Source organism: Superficieibacter sp. BNK-5 (assembly GCF_047456055.1).
Lineage (GTDB): Bacteria > Pseudomonadota > Gammaproteobacteria > Enterobacterales > Enterobacteriaceae > Superficieibacter.
This window is the reverse complement of the sequence record NZ_CP179893.1, coordinates 4,322,765-4,337,360: the sequence shown is the minus strand read 5'-3', so window position 1 is coordinate 4,337,360 and position 14,596 is coordinate 4,322,765. Positions and strand designations below refer to the sequence as shown.

At 45.1% G+C, this 14,596-nt stretch carries 13 protein-coding genes; all 13 read left to right on the top strand.

The window, feature by feature from the left end; translation table 11 throughout:
* Window positions 1-232 precede the first annotated feature (232 nt).
* The 13 genes from ugd to wzzB all read left to right on the top strand — a co-directional run bounded on the left by ugd (window position 233) and on the right by wzzB (window position 14,528).
* A complete protein-coding gene (gene ugd, locus ACMGGS_RS20900; RefSeq protein WP_414164208.1) occupies window positions 233-1,399 on the top strand; it encodes a UDP-glucose 6-dehydrogenase in 1,167 nt (388 codons plus the stop codon).
* An 802-nt stretch (window positions 1,400-2,201) separates the two neighbouring features.
* Complete coding sequence (locus ACMGGS_RS20895; RefSeq protein ID WP_414164207.1) at window positions 2,202-3,455, top strand: flippase; 1,254 nt, start codon at window positions 2,202-2,204, stop codon at window positions 3,453-3,455.
* A 4-nt stretch (window positions 3,456-3,459) separates the two neighbouring features.
* A complete protein-coding gene (locus ACMGGS_RS20890; protein WP_414164206.1) occupies window positions 3,460-4,278 on the top strand; it encodes a glycosyltransferase family 2 protein in 819 nt (272 codons plus the stop codon).
* A 17-nt stretch (window positions 4,279-4,295) separates the two neighbouring features.
* Window positions 4,296-5,204 (top strand): glycosyltransferase family 2 protein, encoded by a 909-nt coding sequence (locus ACMGGS_RS20885; protein WP_414164205.1) that lies wholly within the window; start codon window positions 4,296-4,298, stop codon window positions 5,202-5,204.
* Window positions 5,197-6,336, top strand: coding sequence for a glycosyltransferase (locus tag ACMGGS_RS20880; RefSeq protein WP_414164204.1), 1,140 nt, complete (start codon window positions 5,197-5,199; stop codon window positions 6,334-6,336). The genes ACMGGS_RS20885 and ACMGGS_RS20880 overlap by 8 nt, the downstream gene beginning before the upstream one ends.
* Entirely contained in the window at window positions 6,336-7,274 is a 939-nt protein-coding gene (locus ACMGGS_RS20875; protein WP_414164203.1) for a glycosyltransferase family 2 protein, read from the top strand. The genes ACMGGS_RS20880 and ACMGGS_RS20875 overlap by 1 nt, the downstream gene beginning before the upstream one ends.
* A 5-nt stretch (window positions 7,275-7,279) precedes the next feature.
* The gene (gene wbaP, locus ACMGGS_RS20870; RefSeq protein ID WP_414164202.1) at window positions 7,280-8,707 is read left to right on the top strand and encodes an undecaprenyl-phosphate galactose phosphotransferase WbaP; all 1,428 of its coding nucleotides are present in this window, start codon (window positions 7,280-7,282) and stop codon (window positions 8,705-8,707) included.
* Between the two features lie 19 nt (window positions 8,708-8,726).
* On the top strand, window positions 8,727-9,269 hold the full coding sequence (gene rfbC, locus ACMGGS_RS20865) for a dTDP-4-dehydrorhamnose 3,5-epimerase (protein WP_414166329.1): 543 nt from the start codon (window positions 8,727-8,729) through the stop codon (window positions 9,267-9,269).
* Window positions 9,270-9,295: 26 nt separating this feature from the next.
* Entirely contained in the window at window positions 9,296-10,381 is a 1,086-nt protein-coding gene (rfbB, locus tag ACMGGS_RS20860; protein ID WP_414164201.1) for a dTDP-glucose 4,6-dehydratase, read from the top strand.
* Window positions 10,381-11,280 (top strand): dTDP-4-dehydrorhamnose reductase, encoded by a 900-nt coding sequence (gene rfbD / locus ACMGGS_RS20855; protein ID WP_414164200.1) that lies wholly within the window; start codon window positions 10,381-10,383, stop codon window positions 11,278-11,280. The genes rfbB and rfbD overlap by 1 nt, the downstream gene beginning before the upstream one ends.
* Before the next feature lie 38 nt (window positions 11,281-11,318).
* A complete protein-coding gene (gene rfbA, locus ACMGGS_RS20850) occupies window positions 11,319-12,191 on the top strand; it encodes a glucose-1-phosphate thymidylyltransferase RfbA (protein ID WP_414164199.1) in 873 nt (290 codons plus the stop codon).
* 107 nt (window positions 12,192-12,298) lie between these two features.
* Window positions 12,299-13,459 carry a hypothetical protein gene (locus ACMGGS_RS20845; protein ID WP_414164198.1) on the top strand — a complete coding sequence of 387 codons (1,161 nt, stop codon included), beginning with the start codon at window positions 12,299-12,301 and terminating at the stop codon, window positions 13,457-13,459.
* Between the two features lie 103 nt (window positions 13,460-13,562).
* Window positions 13,563-14,528, top strand: a complete 966-nt coding sequence (gene wzzB / locus ACMGGS_RS20840) for an LPS O-antigen chain length determinant protein WzzB (protein ID WP_414166328.1) — start codon at window positions 13,563-13,565, stop codon at window positions 14,526-14,528.
* Window positions 14,529-14,596: the final 68 nt, after the last annotated feature.

The following is a 14,596-nucleotide window of genomic DNA, read 5'->3' as shown; positions in this document are numbered from 1 at the left end:
CCGGGGAAATAATAGCCCGGGCTTTTTTGCTTGCATTCCTTAATTTACACGCTCGTTTCTTAATAATTATAAGAAAAACCTTAGTGTTACTCGGTATTGTGTATGTACGCTCAAAAATGCCCCACTTGACAGCCTATAAGCTCAGGGGTTAAAAACTCTCACAGCTAATGGGTATCGCGGTGGCTGTATAGTCATCTCCCTCCACATTTAAACTCACAAAAGTTGCTCTCTAATGAAAATAACAATTTCTGGTACAGGCTACGTTGGTTTATCAAATGGGATTTTGATTGCTCAAAATCATGAGGTCGTGGCATTAGATATTGTCCCGGCTAAAGTGGACATGTTAAATCAGAAAAAGTCGCCTATTATCGATAAAGAGATCCAGCAATATTTGGCTGAGAAGGATCTGAATTTTCGCGCCACCACAGATAAGCAAGAAGCCTACCGTGATGCTGACTATGTCATCATTGCAACCCCGACAGACTACGATCCTAAAACCAATTACTTCAACACCTCATCGGTGGAAAGCGTGATTCGGGACGTGCTTGAGATTAACCCTTCGGCAGTAATGATTATTAAATCAACCATTCCGGTTGGTTTTACCGAAGCGATTAAGCAAGAGCTGAACGCTGATAACATAATCTTCTCCCCAGAATTCTTACGCGAAGGCAGGGCGCTTTATGATAACCTGCATCCGTCGCGTATTGTTATCGGCGAGCGTTCTGAGCGCGCCGAACGTTTTGCGGCACTGCTGCAAGAAGGAGCCATCAAGAAAGATGTGCCGGTCCTGTTTACCGATTCGACAGAAGCCGAAGCGATTAAACTTTTTGCCAATACCTATCTGGCGATGCGCGTTGCATACTTTAACGAACTGGACAGCTATGCCGAAAGCTTAGGCCTCAATACACGGCAGATTATCGAGGGTGTTTGCCTGGATCCGCGTATCGGCAGCCACTATAACAATCCTTCCTTTGGCTATGGCGGCTATTGCTTGCCGAAAGATACCAAGCAGTTGTTGGCGAACTACCAATCCGTACCAAACAATATCATCTCTGCTATCGTGGATGCTAACCGCACTCGTAAAGACTTTATCGCCGATTCTATCCTGACGCGTAAGCCGAAGGTCGTCGGCATCTATCGCCTCATTATGAAAAGCGGATCTGATAACTTCCGTGCCTCTTCCATTCAGGGGATCATGAAACGTATCAAAGCAAAGGGTGTAGAGGTTATCGTTTATGAGCCGGTAATGGCGGAAGATGAGTTCTTCCACTCACGCGTAGTGCGCGATCTGGCTGCGTTCAAAAAAGAAGCGGATGTTATTGTTTCTAACCGTATGGCTGATGAACTGTCAGACGTGGTAGAGAAAGTGTATACGCGCGATTTATTTGGTGGCGATTAAACGATTTATAGTAAAGGGCATTTGTTTCGCCTGCTTCAAACCCTGGCCTCCAGAGGACAGGGTTTACATTTGATGTTATCACCCCCACGAGTTTCTCCCTGGATTCCCCTTCCTTAACATAAAACCCTTAGTTTTTGGCGCTAAATCATTAAGCTAATCCAGCGGTTAGCTGTAATCGTGAGCATGCAAATAATTGCGATGATTCTTAGCGCTCCCATTGCTGAAAAGGTATACCGTAAGCGCAATATTTGGCTTCATCGTCATCTCAAATGGCCTATGCATTCAGTGGAAATATGAATAGAACCGACTATAATGGCGCAGCATTGGTAACCCTTCACACACCTTAATTTTAGTGACATTACACAGAGACAATGTCCTGTTCAAAGGCTCTTATCATAACGATGTGATTATGTGTGCCAGACTGGGATAGAAGGTCTTTGGATGTAGTAGGATTTGCACAGAGTGAATCCCTCTGATGGCGGGGCGATACATGCTTCAGGCGTAAGTCTGGCAGTGAAAAATGTAACAGGTGTCTGCTGCAACTATAAAGTTCTGGTATGCTACCTTAGCAGAACAAAAGTTACACAAATGGTTGATAATCAATCTAAATTGTCGCTTGTATCTGCTAATGATACCAGGGACAATGGAGCAAATTTTTGGCTTATGCGCGGTCGGGAACGTTCGTTTCAGCCGGGTTCTCTGTTCAGGATACAAATCAGTGCACTGGTAGCTGTCAAGCCAGGGGCGGTAGCGTGCCTTTTGTTCTCTTTGCATACTGTTCATTTAATGATGTAGAAAATGTATGAGTTTAATAAAAAACAGTGTTTACAATCTGGCAGGGTTCGCGATCCCAACCTTGATCGCAGTGCCTGCATTAGGTTTTTTGGCTCGCGCAATTGGTGTGGAGGCTTTTGGTATTTTCACGCTTGCTTTTGCCATCGTAGGTTATGCCAGTATTTTTGATGCAGGGTTGAGCAGGGCGGTGATAAGAGAGATTTCGATGTTCCGTGAGGACATGCGAGAGCAGCAATATATTATTTCTACTGCAGGTATCGTCGTTTTTGTATTGGGGCTGTTGGCCGCCTTTCTGCTGTTGTTAAGCATCCCTCATCTTAGCAGCTTGTTAAAAATTTCAGCGGACATGGCTTCTGAAGCACGCAGTTGTTTTTTAATGCTTGCGCTTATTATCCCTGTTTACCTTCTAAACCAGGTATGGCTAGCCTGGCTTGAGGGGCATGAAAACTTTATTAATATCAACGTCCAGCGTTCAATCAGTAACTCAGCCATTGCCGGATTGCCTGCGCTGTGCTGTATGTTTACGCCGTCGCTGACATCGGCGATCGCTGGCCTGGTGATTGGTCGTTTAATTTCTTTTTTGATCACTCTGGTGATTTGCCGGAAGATTATTTTCAGCAGCGGTATTCATTTCAATCGTGCCACTTTCTCCCGTCTCATCCGCTTTGGTGGATGGCTAACTGTGAGTAACATCATCAGTCCAATGATGGTGTATTTCGACCGCTTTGTGGTCTCTAACCTGCTCGGTGCCAATAAAATAGCTTATTACACTGCGCCTTCAGAAGGCGTAGGACGCTTGTTAAATATACCTGCGGCACTTGCCAGGGCACTGTTCCCGAAACTCAGTTATGCTCAGGATAGTGGGGAACGAGCGAGACTCGAAAAACAAAGCTTTTTGCTGATGTCCGTTGCTTGCATTCCCATCGTAGTTATCTGTCTGCTTTTTGCTAAGCCGTTAATGACGTTGTGGATGGGGGCCGATGTAGGCGAGCATTCTGCCGTCATTTTGCAGGTGCTTATTATTGGTTTTTATTTTAACGCCATCGCGCAAATTCCTTACTCCCTTATTCAGGCGGCCGGACTGGCGAAATTCACGGCGTTTATTCATCTTATTGAAGTGGTTCCTTATCTCGTTGTTTTATATTTCTTAACGCTACACTTTGGCTTACTGGGTACAGCAATCGCATGGACAGGACGCGTGGCGATTGATGCATTGCTGTTAAATATTGTTGCAAAGAAAACCAGCAGACATAACAGTTAATATTATGAATTCTACATCAGCAGCAATTATTGTAACGTATAATCCAGATATCACCATACTGGATGAATTTATTGAAGTTTTGCTCCCTCAGGTGACTCAGGTTCTGATTATTGATAATAGCGAACCCGCCAAAGTTCTTGATTATCCAGGTGTTGAAGTTATTCGATTAAACGATAACATCGGCATTGCCGCGGCTCAGAATATTGGGGTGCAAAAGGCCATTGATAGAGGTTATGATTTTGTTTTTACTTTCGATCAGGATTCGCGTATTGCCAGCACGTTTTGTCGCGATATGATTGAAGAGTATCAATGTTATGAACAGCAATATCCCATTGCCTGCCTGGGGCCAGTCATCAATCAGCAGTCGCAAAACAAAGGGTTGATTGAGAAAGATTTTATTATTTCTTCAGGTGCGCTTTTTCCCCTTCAGGCATTTAAAGATGTCGGATTGTTCAAAAGCGAATGGTTTATCGACATGATTGATGTTGAATGGAGCTATCGGGCACGAACTAAAGGGCTACTTTCTTTTGAGTCGACACGTGTGTTGATGCATCACAATATTGGTGAAAATGATTATCCCAGATTATTCAATCGGGAAGTACGAATTGGTTCGCCAGTAAGGCAATATTACCTGGTACGTAACTGGATCTTTTCCCTCAAATCCGAGAGTTTTACTACAAAATACAAGTTCTACGTTCTTACGCTGCTTTTGAAAAAAATCCCTCTCTTTGCGCTACTGGCTCCGCGGAAAACACGTATTAAATTTATTATACAGGGGCTGTTGGATGGCATTATGGGCAAAGGAGGGAAGTACTCATCGTGAATGAGGCTTCTGGATTTATGACTCAGAATATTACTGTTGATGTGATCCTCGCCGCCCATAATGGCGCGAAATATATTCAGGAACAGATTGATTCAATTTTGAATCAAACGCATACCGCACTTCGGGTTATTGTTACTGATGATGGTTCTGAAGATAATACGGTCAGCATTGTTAACGATATTGCGTTACGAGACCCTCGAGTCTCATGCTATGTGTGCTCAGATGCGAAAGGTGTAGTGCAAAACTTTAATAATGGTATTCGTCATAGCAGGGCGGAGTATATTTTTTTCTGTGATCAGGATGACGTTTGGGAAAGCAATAAAATTGCCCTGATGCTCACAGAGATCCGTCAGCACGAGTGGGTAGAAGGTCAAAAAGTCCCGTGCCTGGGGTTCTCGAACTTGCGAGTGGTCGATGAAAACCTCAGCGTTCTTGACGAAGACTTTTACCGCTTCTCACATTTAAACCCGCGTCATAATCTGGCGCTGGGTTACTTGACCTGGCGCTCATCGGTATATGGCTGTACTACGATAATGAACTCCGCACTGTTGAAGGTGGCTGGTCTGGTTCCCGATAATATCGCCATGCACGATCACTGGTATGCTTTCCACGCCGCGCGCGCGGGAAATGTGTTTTATCTGGCGGAAAAGCTGGTCAACTATCGCCAGCATTCGGCTAACGTAGTGGGCGCGCACCAGCGCGGTTTCTCAGCACGTATTAAACGGGTCCGTAAAACACTATCTGGCATTCAGCGTTCGGTTATTTCGGCAAGAATGATGCTGGCTCTGCTGACCTTTAACGATATGCATCGCAGGATACCGTTAGCGCAAAGAATCGCTTTTTTAAAAGAGAATGTGATGCCTTATAATAAAGAGCGTCCTGCCTACAGCATGATCTTTTCAATACTTTGGTTGATTAATGGATAAGCTAATTGTTCTTTCAGGCGTCAATATGGTAGAAGGCGGAATTTTAACCGTTTACCGGACCATGATTGCCACCTTTAGCCGATTTTCTGGCGTCAAACTCATCTGTCTGGTACACGATACTGCACTGTTTCAAGAGTTTACCGGCTTGCCGAATGTTGAATTTCGCGAGTACAAAGAGATCAAAACCAGCTGGTTTAAACGTCTGAAATTTGAATTCCTGACTAGTTACAGGTTAAGCCAGGAGATCAAACCTGACGCATGGATTTGCCTGCATGATATGTCCGCACGGGTGGCAACGCCTGCTCAGTTTGTCTATTGCCATAATCCTTCACCGTTTTATCAGTCCAGCGCTGTTGATTTAAAATATGACCGTACATTTTACCTTTTTACAAAGTTTTATCGATTCCTGTACGGTATTAATATAAAAGCGAACCGCTATGTAATTGTTCAGCAACAGTGGATCGCCCGCTATTTTCAGAAAACCTACGGCGTCAACAATATGATGGTGGCGCGGCCTGTAGCTGAAATGAATAAACAGGGTAATGTCACCAGAGAGACTACGCATCGCACTGGTGTAAACACGTTGCTTTATCCTGCTTTTCCGCGAACATTTAAGAATTTTAGCGTGCTGGTCGAGGCGATGGACAGGCTTAAACAGCATCATCCATCCGTTTACGAACAGATTGAGATCCTACTGACCTTTGATAAAGGAATGACCCGGTTTGGCGATTTCATTATTGAAGAATGTGAGAAACGCCAGCTCAACAACATTCGTTTTATTGGTTTGCAAAGCAAACAGCGCCTTGACGAAATGTATCGCCACGACGCTGATGCCCTAATATTCCCCTCTAAGCTTGAAACGTGGGGGCTTCCGCTGTCTGAAGCGAAAGCGTTTAATGTGCCGATCCTTTCGGCCGATCTCCCTTATGCTCACGAGACGATAGGGGATTACGATAAGGTTGCTTTTTTTGAACCGGATAACGCCACGCAGTTGGCAGAGAAGCTGACTGCCTTCTGCGAGGGGAAAAATATTTTTGCTCCTGCCACTTTTGTAGACGATCCGGCGTTTCTGACCAGCCAAAGCTGGGATGCGTTAGCGAATAATATTCTTAAATCTTTGGACGTAAAATAATGAGTTCTTCTGTGAAGGTAGGTATTGCGGTTGTAACTTATAATGGTGGAAAGGTGTGGGAGCAGGCTGCTCTTGCCATCCATCAGAACTGTCAGCCGGGTACAGACGTTTTAGTGGTCGATTCTCAAAGCCGTGATAATACACAGCAGGTTGCCAGACAATATGGTTTTACCGTGCATGAGATTGCTCAAAGTGAGTTTAATCACGGTGGCACGCGTAACGTGGCCATGGATATTTTCCGTGACAAAGACTATGTCGTTCTGCTTACGCAGGATGCCATTCTTGCCAGTAATGATGCGGTTGCTAAGCTGGTTAGTTATATGGTTGAAAATGACCTTAGTGCGGCCTACGGTAAACAATTACCCCACCTGGACGCTAATGCTGTCGCGGCACATGCGCGTTACTTCAACTATGGCGATCGTTCACTCGTTAATCAGCAGCAGGATATTCCGTTGCGCGGGATTAAAACAGTCTTCATGTCGAATTCATTTTCAGCGTACAAGGTGGCTGACTTTCAGCGCCTTGGCGGCTTCCCAACCGACACTATCTTGTGTGAAGATATGTACTTTGCCGCTAAAGCTATACAGCAACATTTAAAAACCGGTTACTGTGCAGATGCAGCGGCGCGCCATTCTCACAACTACTCTACCATTGAAGAGTTCAAGCGTTATTTTGATATCGGCGTGTTTCATTATGATCAACCCTGGATCCAAAAAGAGTTTAACGGCGTCTCCTCAGAAGGGAGCAAGTTTATAAAATCAGAAGTTAGCTATTTAATTAAACATAATCCATTATTATTGCCTAAAGCGTTTGCTAATAATGCTGCAAAATTACTTGGCTATAAACTTGGTTTGAAATACAAATCTCTGCCGTTTTCGCTTGTAAAAAAGATGAGCATGCACAGACGGTACTGGGATAGCAGCGCTTACAACAGGTGAGTATAATGAGTAATAGTGTTCGTCATTTTATACCTAAATACCTTTTTGCATTAATGGATTTTGGTATTTATATTGCGTGCTTATTTGTGGCAATGTGGTTAACGAAGCACTTTTTTGGGGGCGATCTTTCTCCGTTTTTACCGCAGGAAGATTATAATTTCCGTGTGCTTTCACATTTTGTATTGGGCTTTATTGCTGTCGCCTGGTTTGGGATACGTTTACGACATTATACCTACCGCAAGCCTTTCTGGAATGAACTCAAAGAAATACTACGTACTATTGTTATTTTTGCGATAATTGACCTGGCAATGGTGGCATTTTCGAAATGGCATTTTTCCCGCTATCTTTGGGGATTTACATGGCTTGGTATTTTTATTCTGATCCCGGTCGGGAGAAAGCTCATCAAGCTGCTGCTCAATAAACTGGGCATGTGGAAGAAAAAGACCATCATCCTTGGCGGTGGCATCAATGCTTATGATGCCTATCAGGCGTTGATGAGCGAGAAGAACCTGGGCTACGACATCCAGTATTTTTATTCTATCAATGGTCATGATGTGCCCATTAACGGAGACATCAAAGTGCTGAGCGCCGAGGAGGAAATTTACCGCCTCGATGATTATAAAAACATCCAGTATATACTCGCTTTTGACGAAAGCGATGCTCAGCAGCTGGAAAGATGGCTTAAAAACCTGACCAAGAAAAAATGCCGCTCAATTTCTGTCATTCCGACCATTCGTGGTGTACCTCTGTACGGTACGGATATGGCGTTTATCTTCAGTCATGAAGTTCTGCTGCTGCGGGTAAATAACAACCTTGCTAAACGCAGTTCTCGCTTTGTTAAGCGGACGTTTGATATCGTGGTTTCTACGCTATTGCTCATCATACTTTCGCCGCTATTTATCTATCTCAGCCTACAAGTCAAAAAAGATGGTGGCTATGCAATTTACGGTCATGAACGGGTAGGGCGACGAGGCCGTCTGTTCAAATGCCTGAAGTTTCGTTCAATGGTAATGAATTCTCAGGAAGTCTTGCAGAACTTGCTGGAAAACGATCCGGCTGCACGGGCGGAATGGGATAAAGACTTTAAGCTGCGTGATGATCCACGTATTACCCCTATCGGTAAGTTTATCCGCCGCACCAGTCTGGATGAACTTCCACAGCTGTTTAACGTATTAAAAGGTGAGATGAGCCTTGTAGGTCCGCGACCGGTTATTGCCGAAGAACTGTTGCGTTACTGTGACGATGCGGACTACTACCGTATGGCAAAACCAGGTATGACGGGGCTGTGGCAGGTCAGCGGGCGAAATGACGTTGATTATGAAAAGCGCGTCTACTTTGATTCGTGGTACGTCAAGAACTGGTCTTTGTGGAATGATATCGTAATATTATTCAAAACTGTCAGCGTCGTTCTGAAACGCGACGGCGCCTACTAAAAGTACGAAAGGAATGATGATGAAAGTTATTGACACCAAAATCGCGGGTGTAAAGATTATCGAACCCCGCGTTTTTGAAGATGCGCGTGGTTTTTTTCTGGAAACCTTTAATGCCCAGCGCTACAAGGAAATGCTGAATATCGATCTTGATTTTATTCAGGATAACCATTCACGCTCCGTTAAGAATGTTCTGCGCGGCCTGCATCTGCAAACCAATAATCCACAAGGCAAGCTGGTTCGCGTGGTGCAGGGTGAAGTGCTGGATGTAGCCGTCGACATTCGTAAAGACTCCCCGACCTTCGGCGTCTGGGAATCGGTGATCCTTAGCCAAAGCAACAAAAAGCAGTTCTGGATCCCGCCGGGACTGGCCCACGGCTTTGTCGTTCTCTCTGATACCGTCGATTTCGAATACAAATGTACGAACTATTACGATCCGCAAAGTGAGAAATGTATTCTGTGGAATGATACCGATCTGAATATCGACTGGCAGGTCACCGATCCTATTCTGTCTGAGAAAGATATGAAAGGAATGACTTTCAAAGAATACGTTGCTCAACTTTAAATAATTAAGACATAAAGGTCCATTTGATGAAAATTCTGGTAACGGGTGGCGCGGGTTTTATTGGTTCTGCAGTAGTTCGCCACATCATTGAGAATACGGCTGACTCTGTTGTTAATGTCGATAAGCTAACATACGCCGGTAATCTTGAGTCGCTGGAAAGTGTAGCGAACAGCGAGCGCTACGCTTTTGAAAAAGCAGATATCTGCGATAAAGCCGCCATGGAGCATATTTTTGCCGAGCACCAGCCTGATTTAGTCATGCATCTGGCGGCAGAAAGCCATGTGGATCGCTCCATCACCGGGCCTGCAGATTTTATCGAAACCAACGTGGTAGGTACGTATACGCTGTTGGAAGCAGCTCGAGCTTACTGGAATCAACTTGATGCAGCACGCAAAGGTGCGTTCCGTTTCCATCATATTTCTACTGATGAAGTTTACGGTGATTTGCCGCATCCGGACGAATGGACCAGCAGCGAAGCGCTACCGCTTTTCACCGAGACTACCGCTTACGCACCAAGTAGCCCGTATTCTGCGTCCAAAGCCTCCAGCGATCATCTCGTGCGTGCCTGGAAACGCACTTACGGGTTGCCTACCATCGTGACCAACTGCTCCAACAATTACGGCCCGTTCCATTTCCCGGAAAAACTGATCCCGCTGGTGATCCTGAACGCCCTGGAAGGCAAGCCGCTGCCGATTTATGGCAAAGGCGATCAGATCCGCGACTGGCTATACGTTGAAGATCACGCCCGTGCACTTTATTGCGTGCTGACCCAGGGTAAACCGGGTGAGACCTATAATATTGGCGGTCATAACGAGAAGAAAAATATCGAAGTGGTGCATACCATTTGCGATCTGCTTAGTGAACTCGCGCCGTCCACAACGTCTTATCGTGATCTGATTACCTGGGTAGCAGACCGTCCGGGTCATGATCGTCGTTATGCGATTGACGCCGATAAAATTCATCGTGAGTTAGGCTGGGCACCACAGGAAAGCTTTGAAACGGGCATCCGTAAAACGGTGCAGTGGTATCTGGACAATCAGACATGGGTAAGCAACGTCAAAAGCGGTGCTTATGCGAACTGGATCGATCAGAACTATAAGGATCGCGCGTAATGAACATTCTTTTGTTCGGTAAGAGTGGTCAGGTAGGCTGGGAGCTTCAGCGCGCGCTGGCTCCGCTGGGTAATCTGACGGCGCTGGATTTTAATTCCTCAGATTTTTGCGGCGATTTCACCAACCCTGAAGGTGTTGCTGAAACGGTACGTCGCTTGCAGCCGGATGTGATTGTCAACGCGGCGGCACATACCGCCGTGGATAAAGCGGAATCGGAACCCGATCTGGCTTATCTGCTGAACGCACAGAGCGTTGAAGCTATCGCTCGTGAGGCGCAGAAGCTGGGGGCCTGGGTCGTTCACTACTCTACCGATTATGTTTTCCCAGGTGATGGTGAAACGCCGTGGAAAGAGACGGATGCGACCGGGCCGCTTAATGTGTATGGCGAAACGAAGCTTGCTGGTGAGCAGGTGTTGCAACAGCATTGCGACAAGCATCTGATTTTTCGTACCAGTTGGGTATATGCCGGGAAGGGCAATAACTTTGCGAAAACCATGCTGAACCTGGCAAAAACACGCGACACGCTTTCTATTATCAGTGACCAGTTTGGTGCGCCGACCGGCGCAGAATTGCTGGCCGACTGTACCGCTCATGCTATTCGAACCGCGTTGGTGAAGCCTGAAGTCGCGGGCCTTTATCATCTTGTAGCTTCTGGCATGACTACCTGGGCTGACTATGCAGAGCTGGTTTTTGCAAAAGCGCGTCAGGCGGGTATTGAGCTTGCGGTACAGGACATCAAGAAAGTGCCTACCAGTGCTTATCCGACCCCGGCTCGTCGCCCGAGTAACTCACGCCTGTCGACAGAAAAATTCCAGAGCACGTTTAATCTGCAATTGCCACAGTGGCAGGTTGGCGTTGAAAGAATGCTGGAAGAACTGTTTACGGCCGCCGCTGTTTAATCGCTGCGCTTTGATACAAGAACATTAGAGATAATATAATGACAACTCGTAAAGGTATTATTCTGGCTGGTGGTTCGGGCACGCGTCTTTACCCGGTCACCATGGCAGTAAGTAAGCAACTGCTGCCAATCTATGACAAACCGATGATTTACTACCCGTTGACCACGCTGATGCTGGCTGGTATTCGCGATATTCTGATTATCAGTACACCACAGGACACGCCGCGTTTTGAGCAACTGCTTGGCGATGGCAGTCAGTGGGGCCTGAACCTGCAATATAAAGTGCAGGAAAGCCCGGATGGTTTGGCTCAGGCGTTTATCATTGGTGAAGAGTTTATCGGCACCGACAGCTGTGCTCTGGTACTGGGCGACAATATTTTCTACGGTCATGACCTGCCTAAATTGCTTTCTAATGCCGTGAACCAGGAATCCGGTGCAACAGTATTTGCCTATCACGTTAACGATCCTGAACGCTATGGCGTGGCAGAGTTCGATGAGACTGGCAAAGCGATTTCACTTGAAGAGAAGCCAGCCAAACCGAAGAGCAATTACGCTGTTACCGGTCTGTATTTCTACGACAACGATGTTGTTTCTCTTGCGAAGAACCTGAAGCCGTCAGCGCGTGGCGAACTGGAAATTACCGATATCAACCAGCTTTATCTGGAGCAGGGTAAGCTTTCCGTCGAAATGATGGGACGTGGCTACGCCTGGCTGGATACTGGTACGCACCAGAGCCTGATCGAGGCGAGCAACTTTATTGCCACCATTGAAGAACGGCAGGGGCTGAAAGTAGCCTGCCCGGAAGAGATTGCCTATCGCAAGGGCTTTATTGACGCGGAGCAGGTACGCAAGTTGGCAGCGCCGCTGGCGAAAAACAATTATGGCAAGTACCTGAATAAACTCGTCAGCTAGCAGCAATCGCTACGTTACTCCGGCTTGGTCGGAGTAACGCTTTCGGTTTATGATGGGCAGAAGCATTTCTTTGTTGATATTGCACAGAAGCAATATCTGGAGGAAAGGTGTTTAGAATTTTAATCTACCCCCTGAATACAGCAATAATCCTTACGTTAAGTTTATTTTTCTCTTTACTCAATTTTTCATATTTTTATGAACAGCCGAATGATAAAGGTATCCTTTATTTACTGATCATTGTATTAATGTATTTTTCTCTTGGCGTGATTAGTTTTGGTTTACCGAAGCCCAAAGTTGAAAATTACAGTGGTAATGAAAAGCTCTATTTTTACCTTCTGGGCACATCGCTCATGGGCTTTGTCGTTGAGTTTATTGTATGCGGGATTCCTTTACTTATTGAAGGGGGGAGGGATAATTATTCGGGGTTACCCGTACTCCATGTTATTTTTTATTCAATGCTGGTATGTTCTGTAGCTTTCGCCGCTTTATATGCCAATATAAAAGGTTTGTTAGGCTGCCTGGCCTGTCTGTTTGTGATAGCGATTTTATTGCTATCGCGACAAATGATTATGATGGCAAGTATAATGACGGTCGCCTCTTTGGCATTGCGTTATGATATTTCTGCCAGAAGCGTAATAAAAGTTTTATGCTATGGTTTGCTGTTGATACTGGTTTTCGGCATCCTTGGTAATTTGCGTCAACAGCTCTCAGGCGACTACGTTGATGACTATATTTATATGGTTGGTGGTGCAAACGCCAACGGAGCGCTTCTGTGGGAACCTTTTTACTGGGTGTGGTTATATATCGCCAGTCCGATTTATAATCTGCTGCTAAATTTAAATGACTATGACAGCTTCGGTAAAGCCTGTAATTTTGCAATAAGTTTTGGTAGTTGTCGTGGTGACTTTATCAGCAATGTTCTGGTGCCCAACACCATGGTCAAATACATGGGACTAGAAAATTTTGACATCGACTTAGTAATGCAGCATCTGAACGTTGGTACCGGCTATGCAGTTGCTGCACGACTACTGGGGATTGTCGGAGTAATTCTCCTTGTATTCGCGCAGCTATTACTATTTCTGGTCGGTTTGCTGATTACGCCAGGACATATCAGAGCTGCGTTTATTGTCTATTTTTCAACCTTATCGTTTTTTATGCTGTTCGATAACCTGTTTATTAAAGGGGAGTTTTTCTTCGGTTTTATCGTGATATTTATCACGGGCTATCTGACGCGCCCTCCTAAAAACGATATATCTCCTGTTGTATAGTTATTCTTTCGCTGATGCATGCTAATGGCATGAACGCTGGTTCGTTAATTCGAAGCTGCCGCTATAAATAATTTATTAAGTGGAATTTAATAGGATTATCATGATACAAGATAAAAGAGATGTGGTGGTATCAAATAACACAAATAAATCGCCCTCAGATTTGTCCAATGTTATCGCCCAGCTGTGGCGTGGCAAAAAAACTATTATGCTCTTTATTGTCGGTGCGATAATTCTGGCCATTATTTATCTGTTCATCGCAAAAGAGAAGTGGACATCTTCTGCTATCATCACTCGGCCTGATGCGGGGCAAATATTCAGTTATAATAATGCCATGAACATCCTTACGGGATCACAAACGTCCAGTAATTCACAACAAGATGATTTCTTTTTGCGTTTTAGTGCGGCTATTTCCGCCCTCTCTGAGACGTTAGATAACCAGGAAGAACCTGAAAAACTGCTCATCGACCCTACCATCAAAGGGCAGCCAATGCCTTTAAAGGTCAGCTATACGGCTAAAACGGCTGAGGAAGCGCAGCGTAAACTGGCTGAGTATATCCAGAAAGTGGATGATAAAGTCAGCCAGGAAGTTACCTATGACTTAAGTATGAGCATTAATAGTAAGTTTAAAGATCTGAGCACATTGTTGAAAACTCAGGAAAGCGTGGCTAAAGAGAAGAAAGATGAACGTATTGCCATGATTCAGCAGGCATTAACTGTGGCGAAACAAAGTAATATTCAAACGCCACAGCCGAATCAGTCTGACATAATTACTCAGGATTCCATGTTTTTACTGGGTAGTGAAGCTCTCGAAACCATGGTTAAAAATGAAGCTCAACGTCCGTTAAACTTTAATGATGAGTTTTATCGTAATCGTGAGCAGTATATTTCATTGAGTGGCCTGAAAGAGCAGAAATTTGATCTTCATGCCTATCGTTATGTTATGAAACCGACATTGCCCATTCATCGTGACAGTCCCAAGAAAGCACTCGTGCTTTTACTTGCTATTATGATTGGATGGATAGTGGGATCAGTAACTGTTCTGGGCCGCAGCGCTCTGAAACAAAAGTAAACGTTATGCGCATAAAAAAGCCTGCAGGCAAATGTCTGCAGGCTTTTTTCTATCTAAAGGCTGGCAAC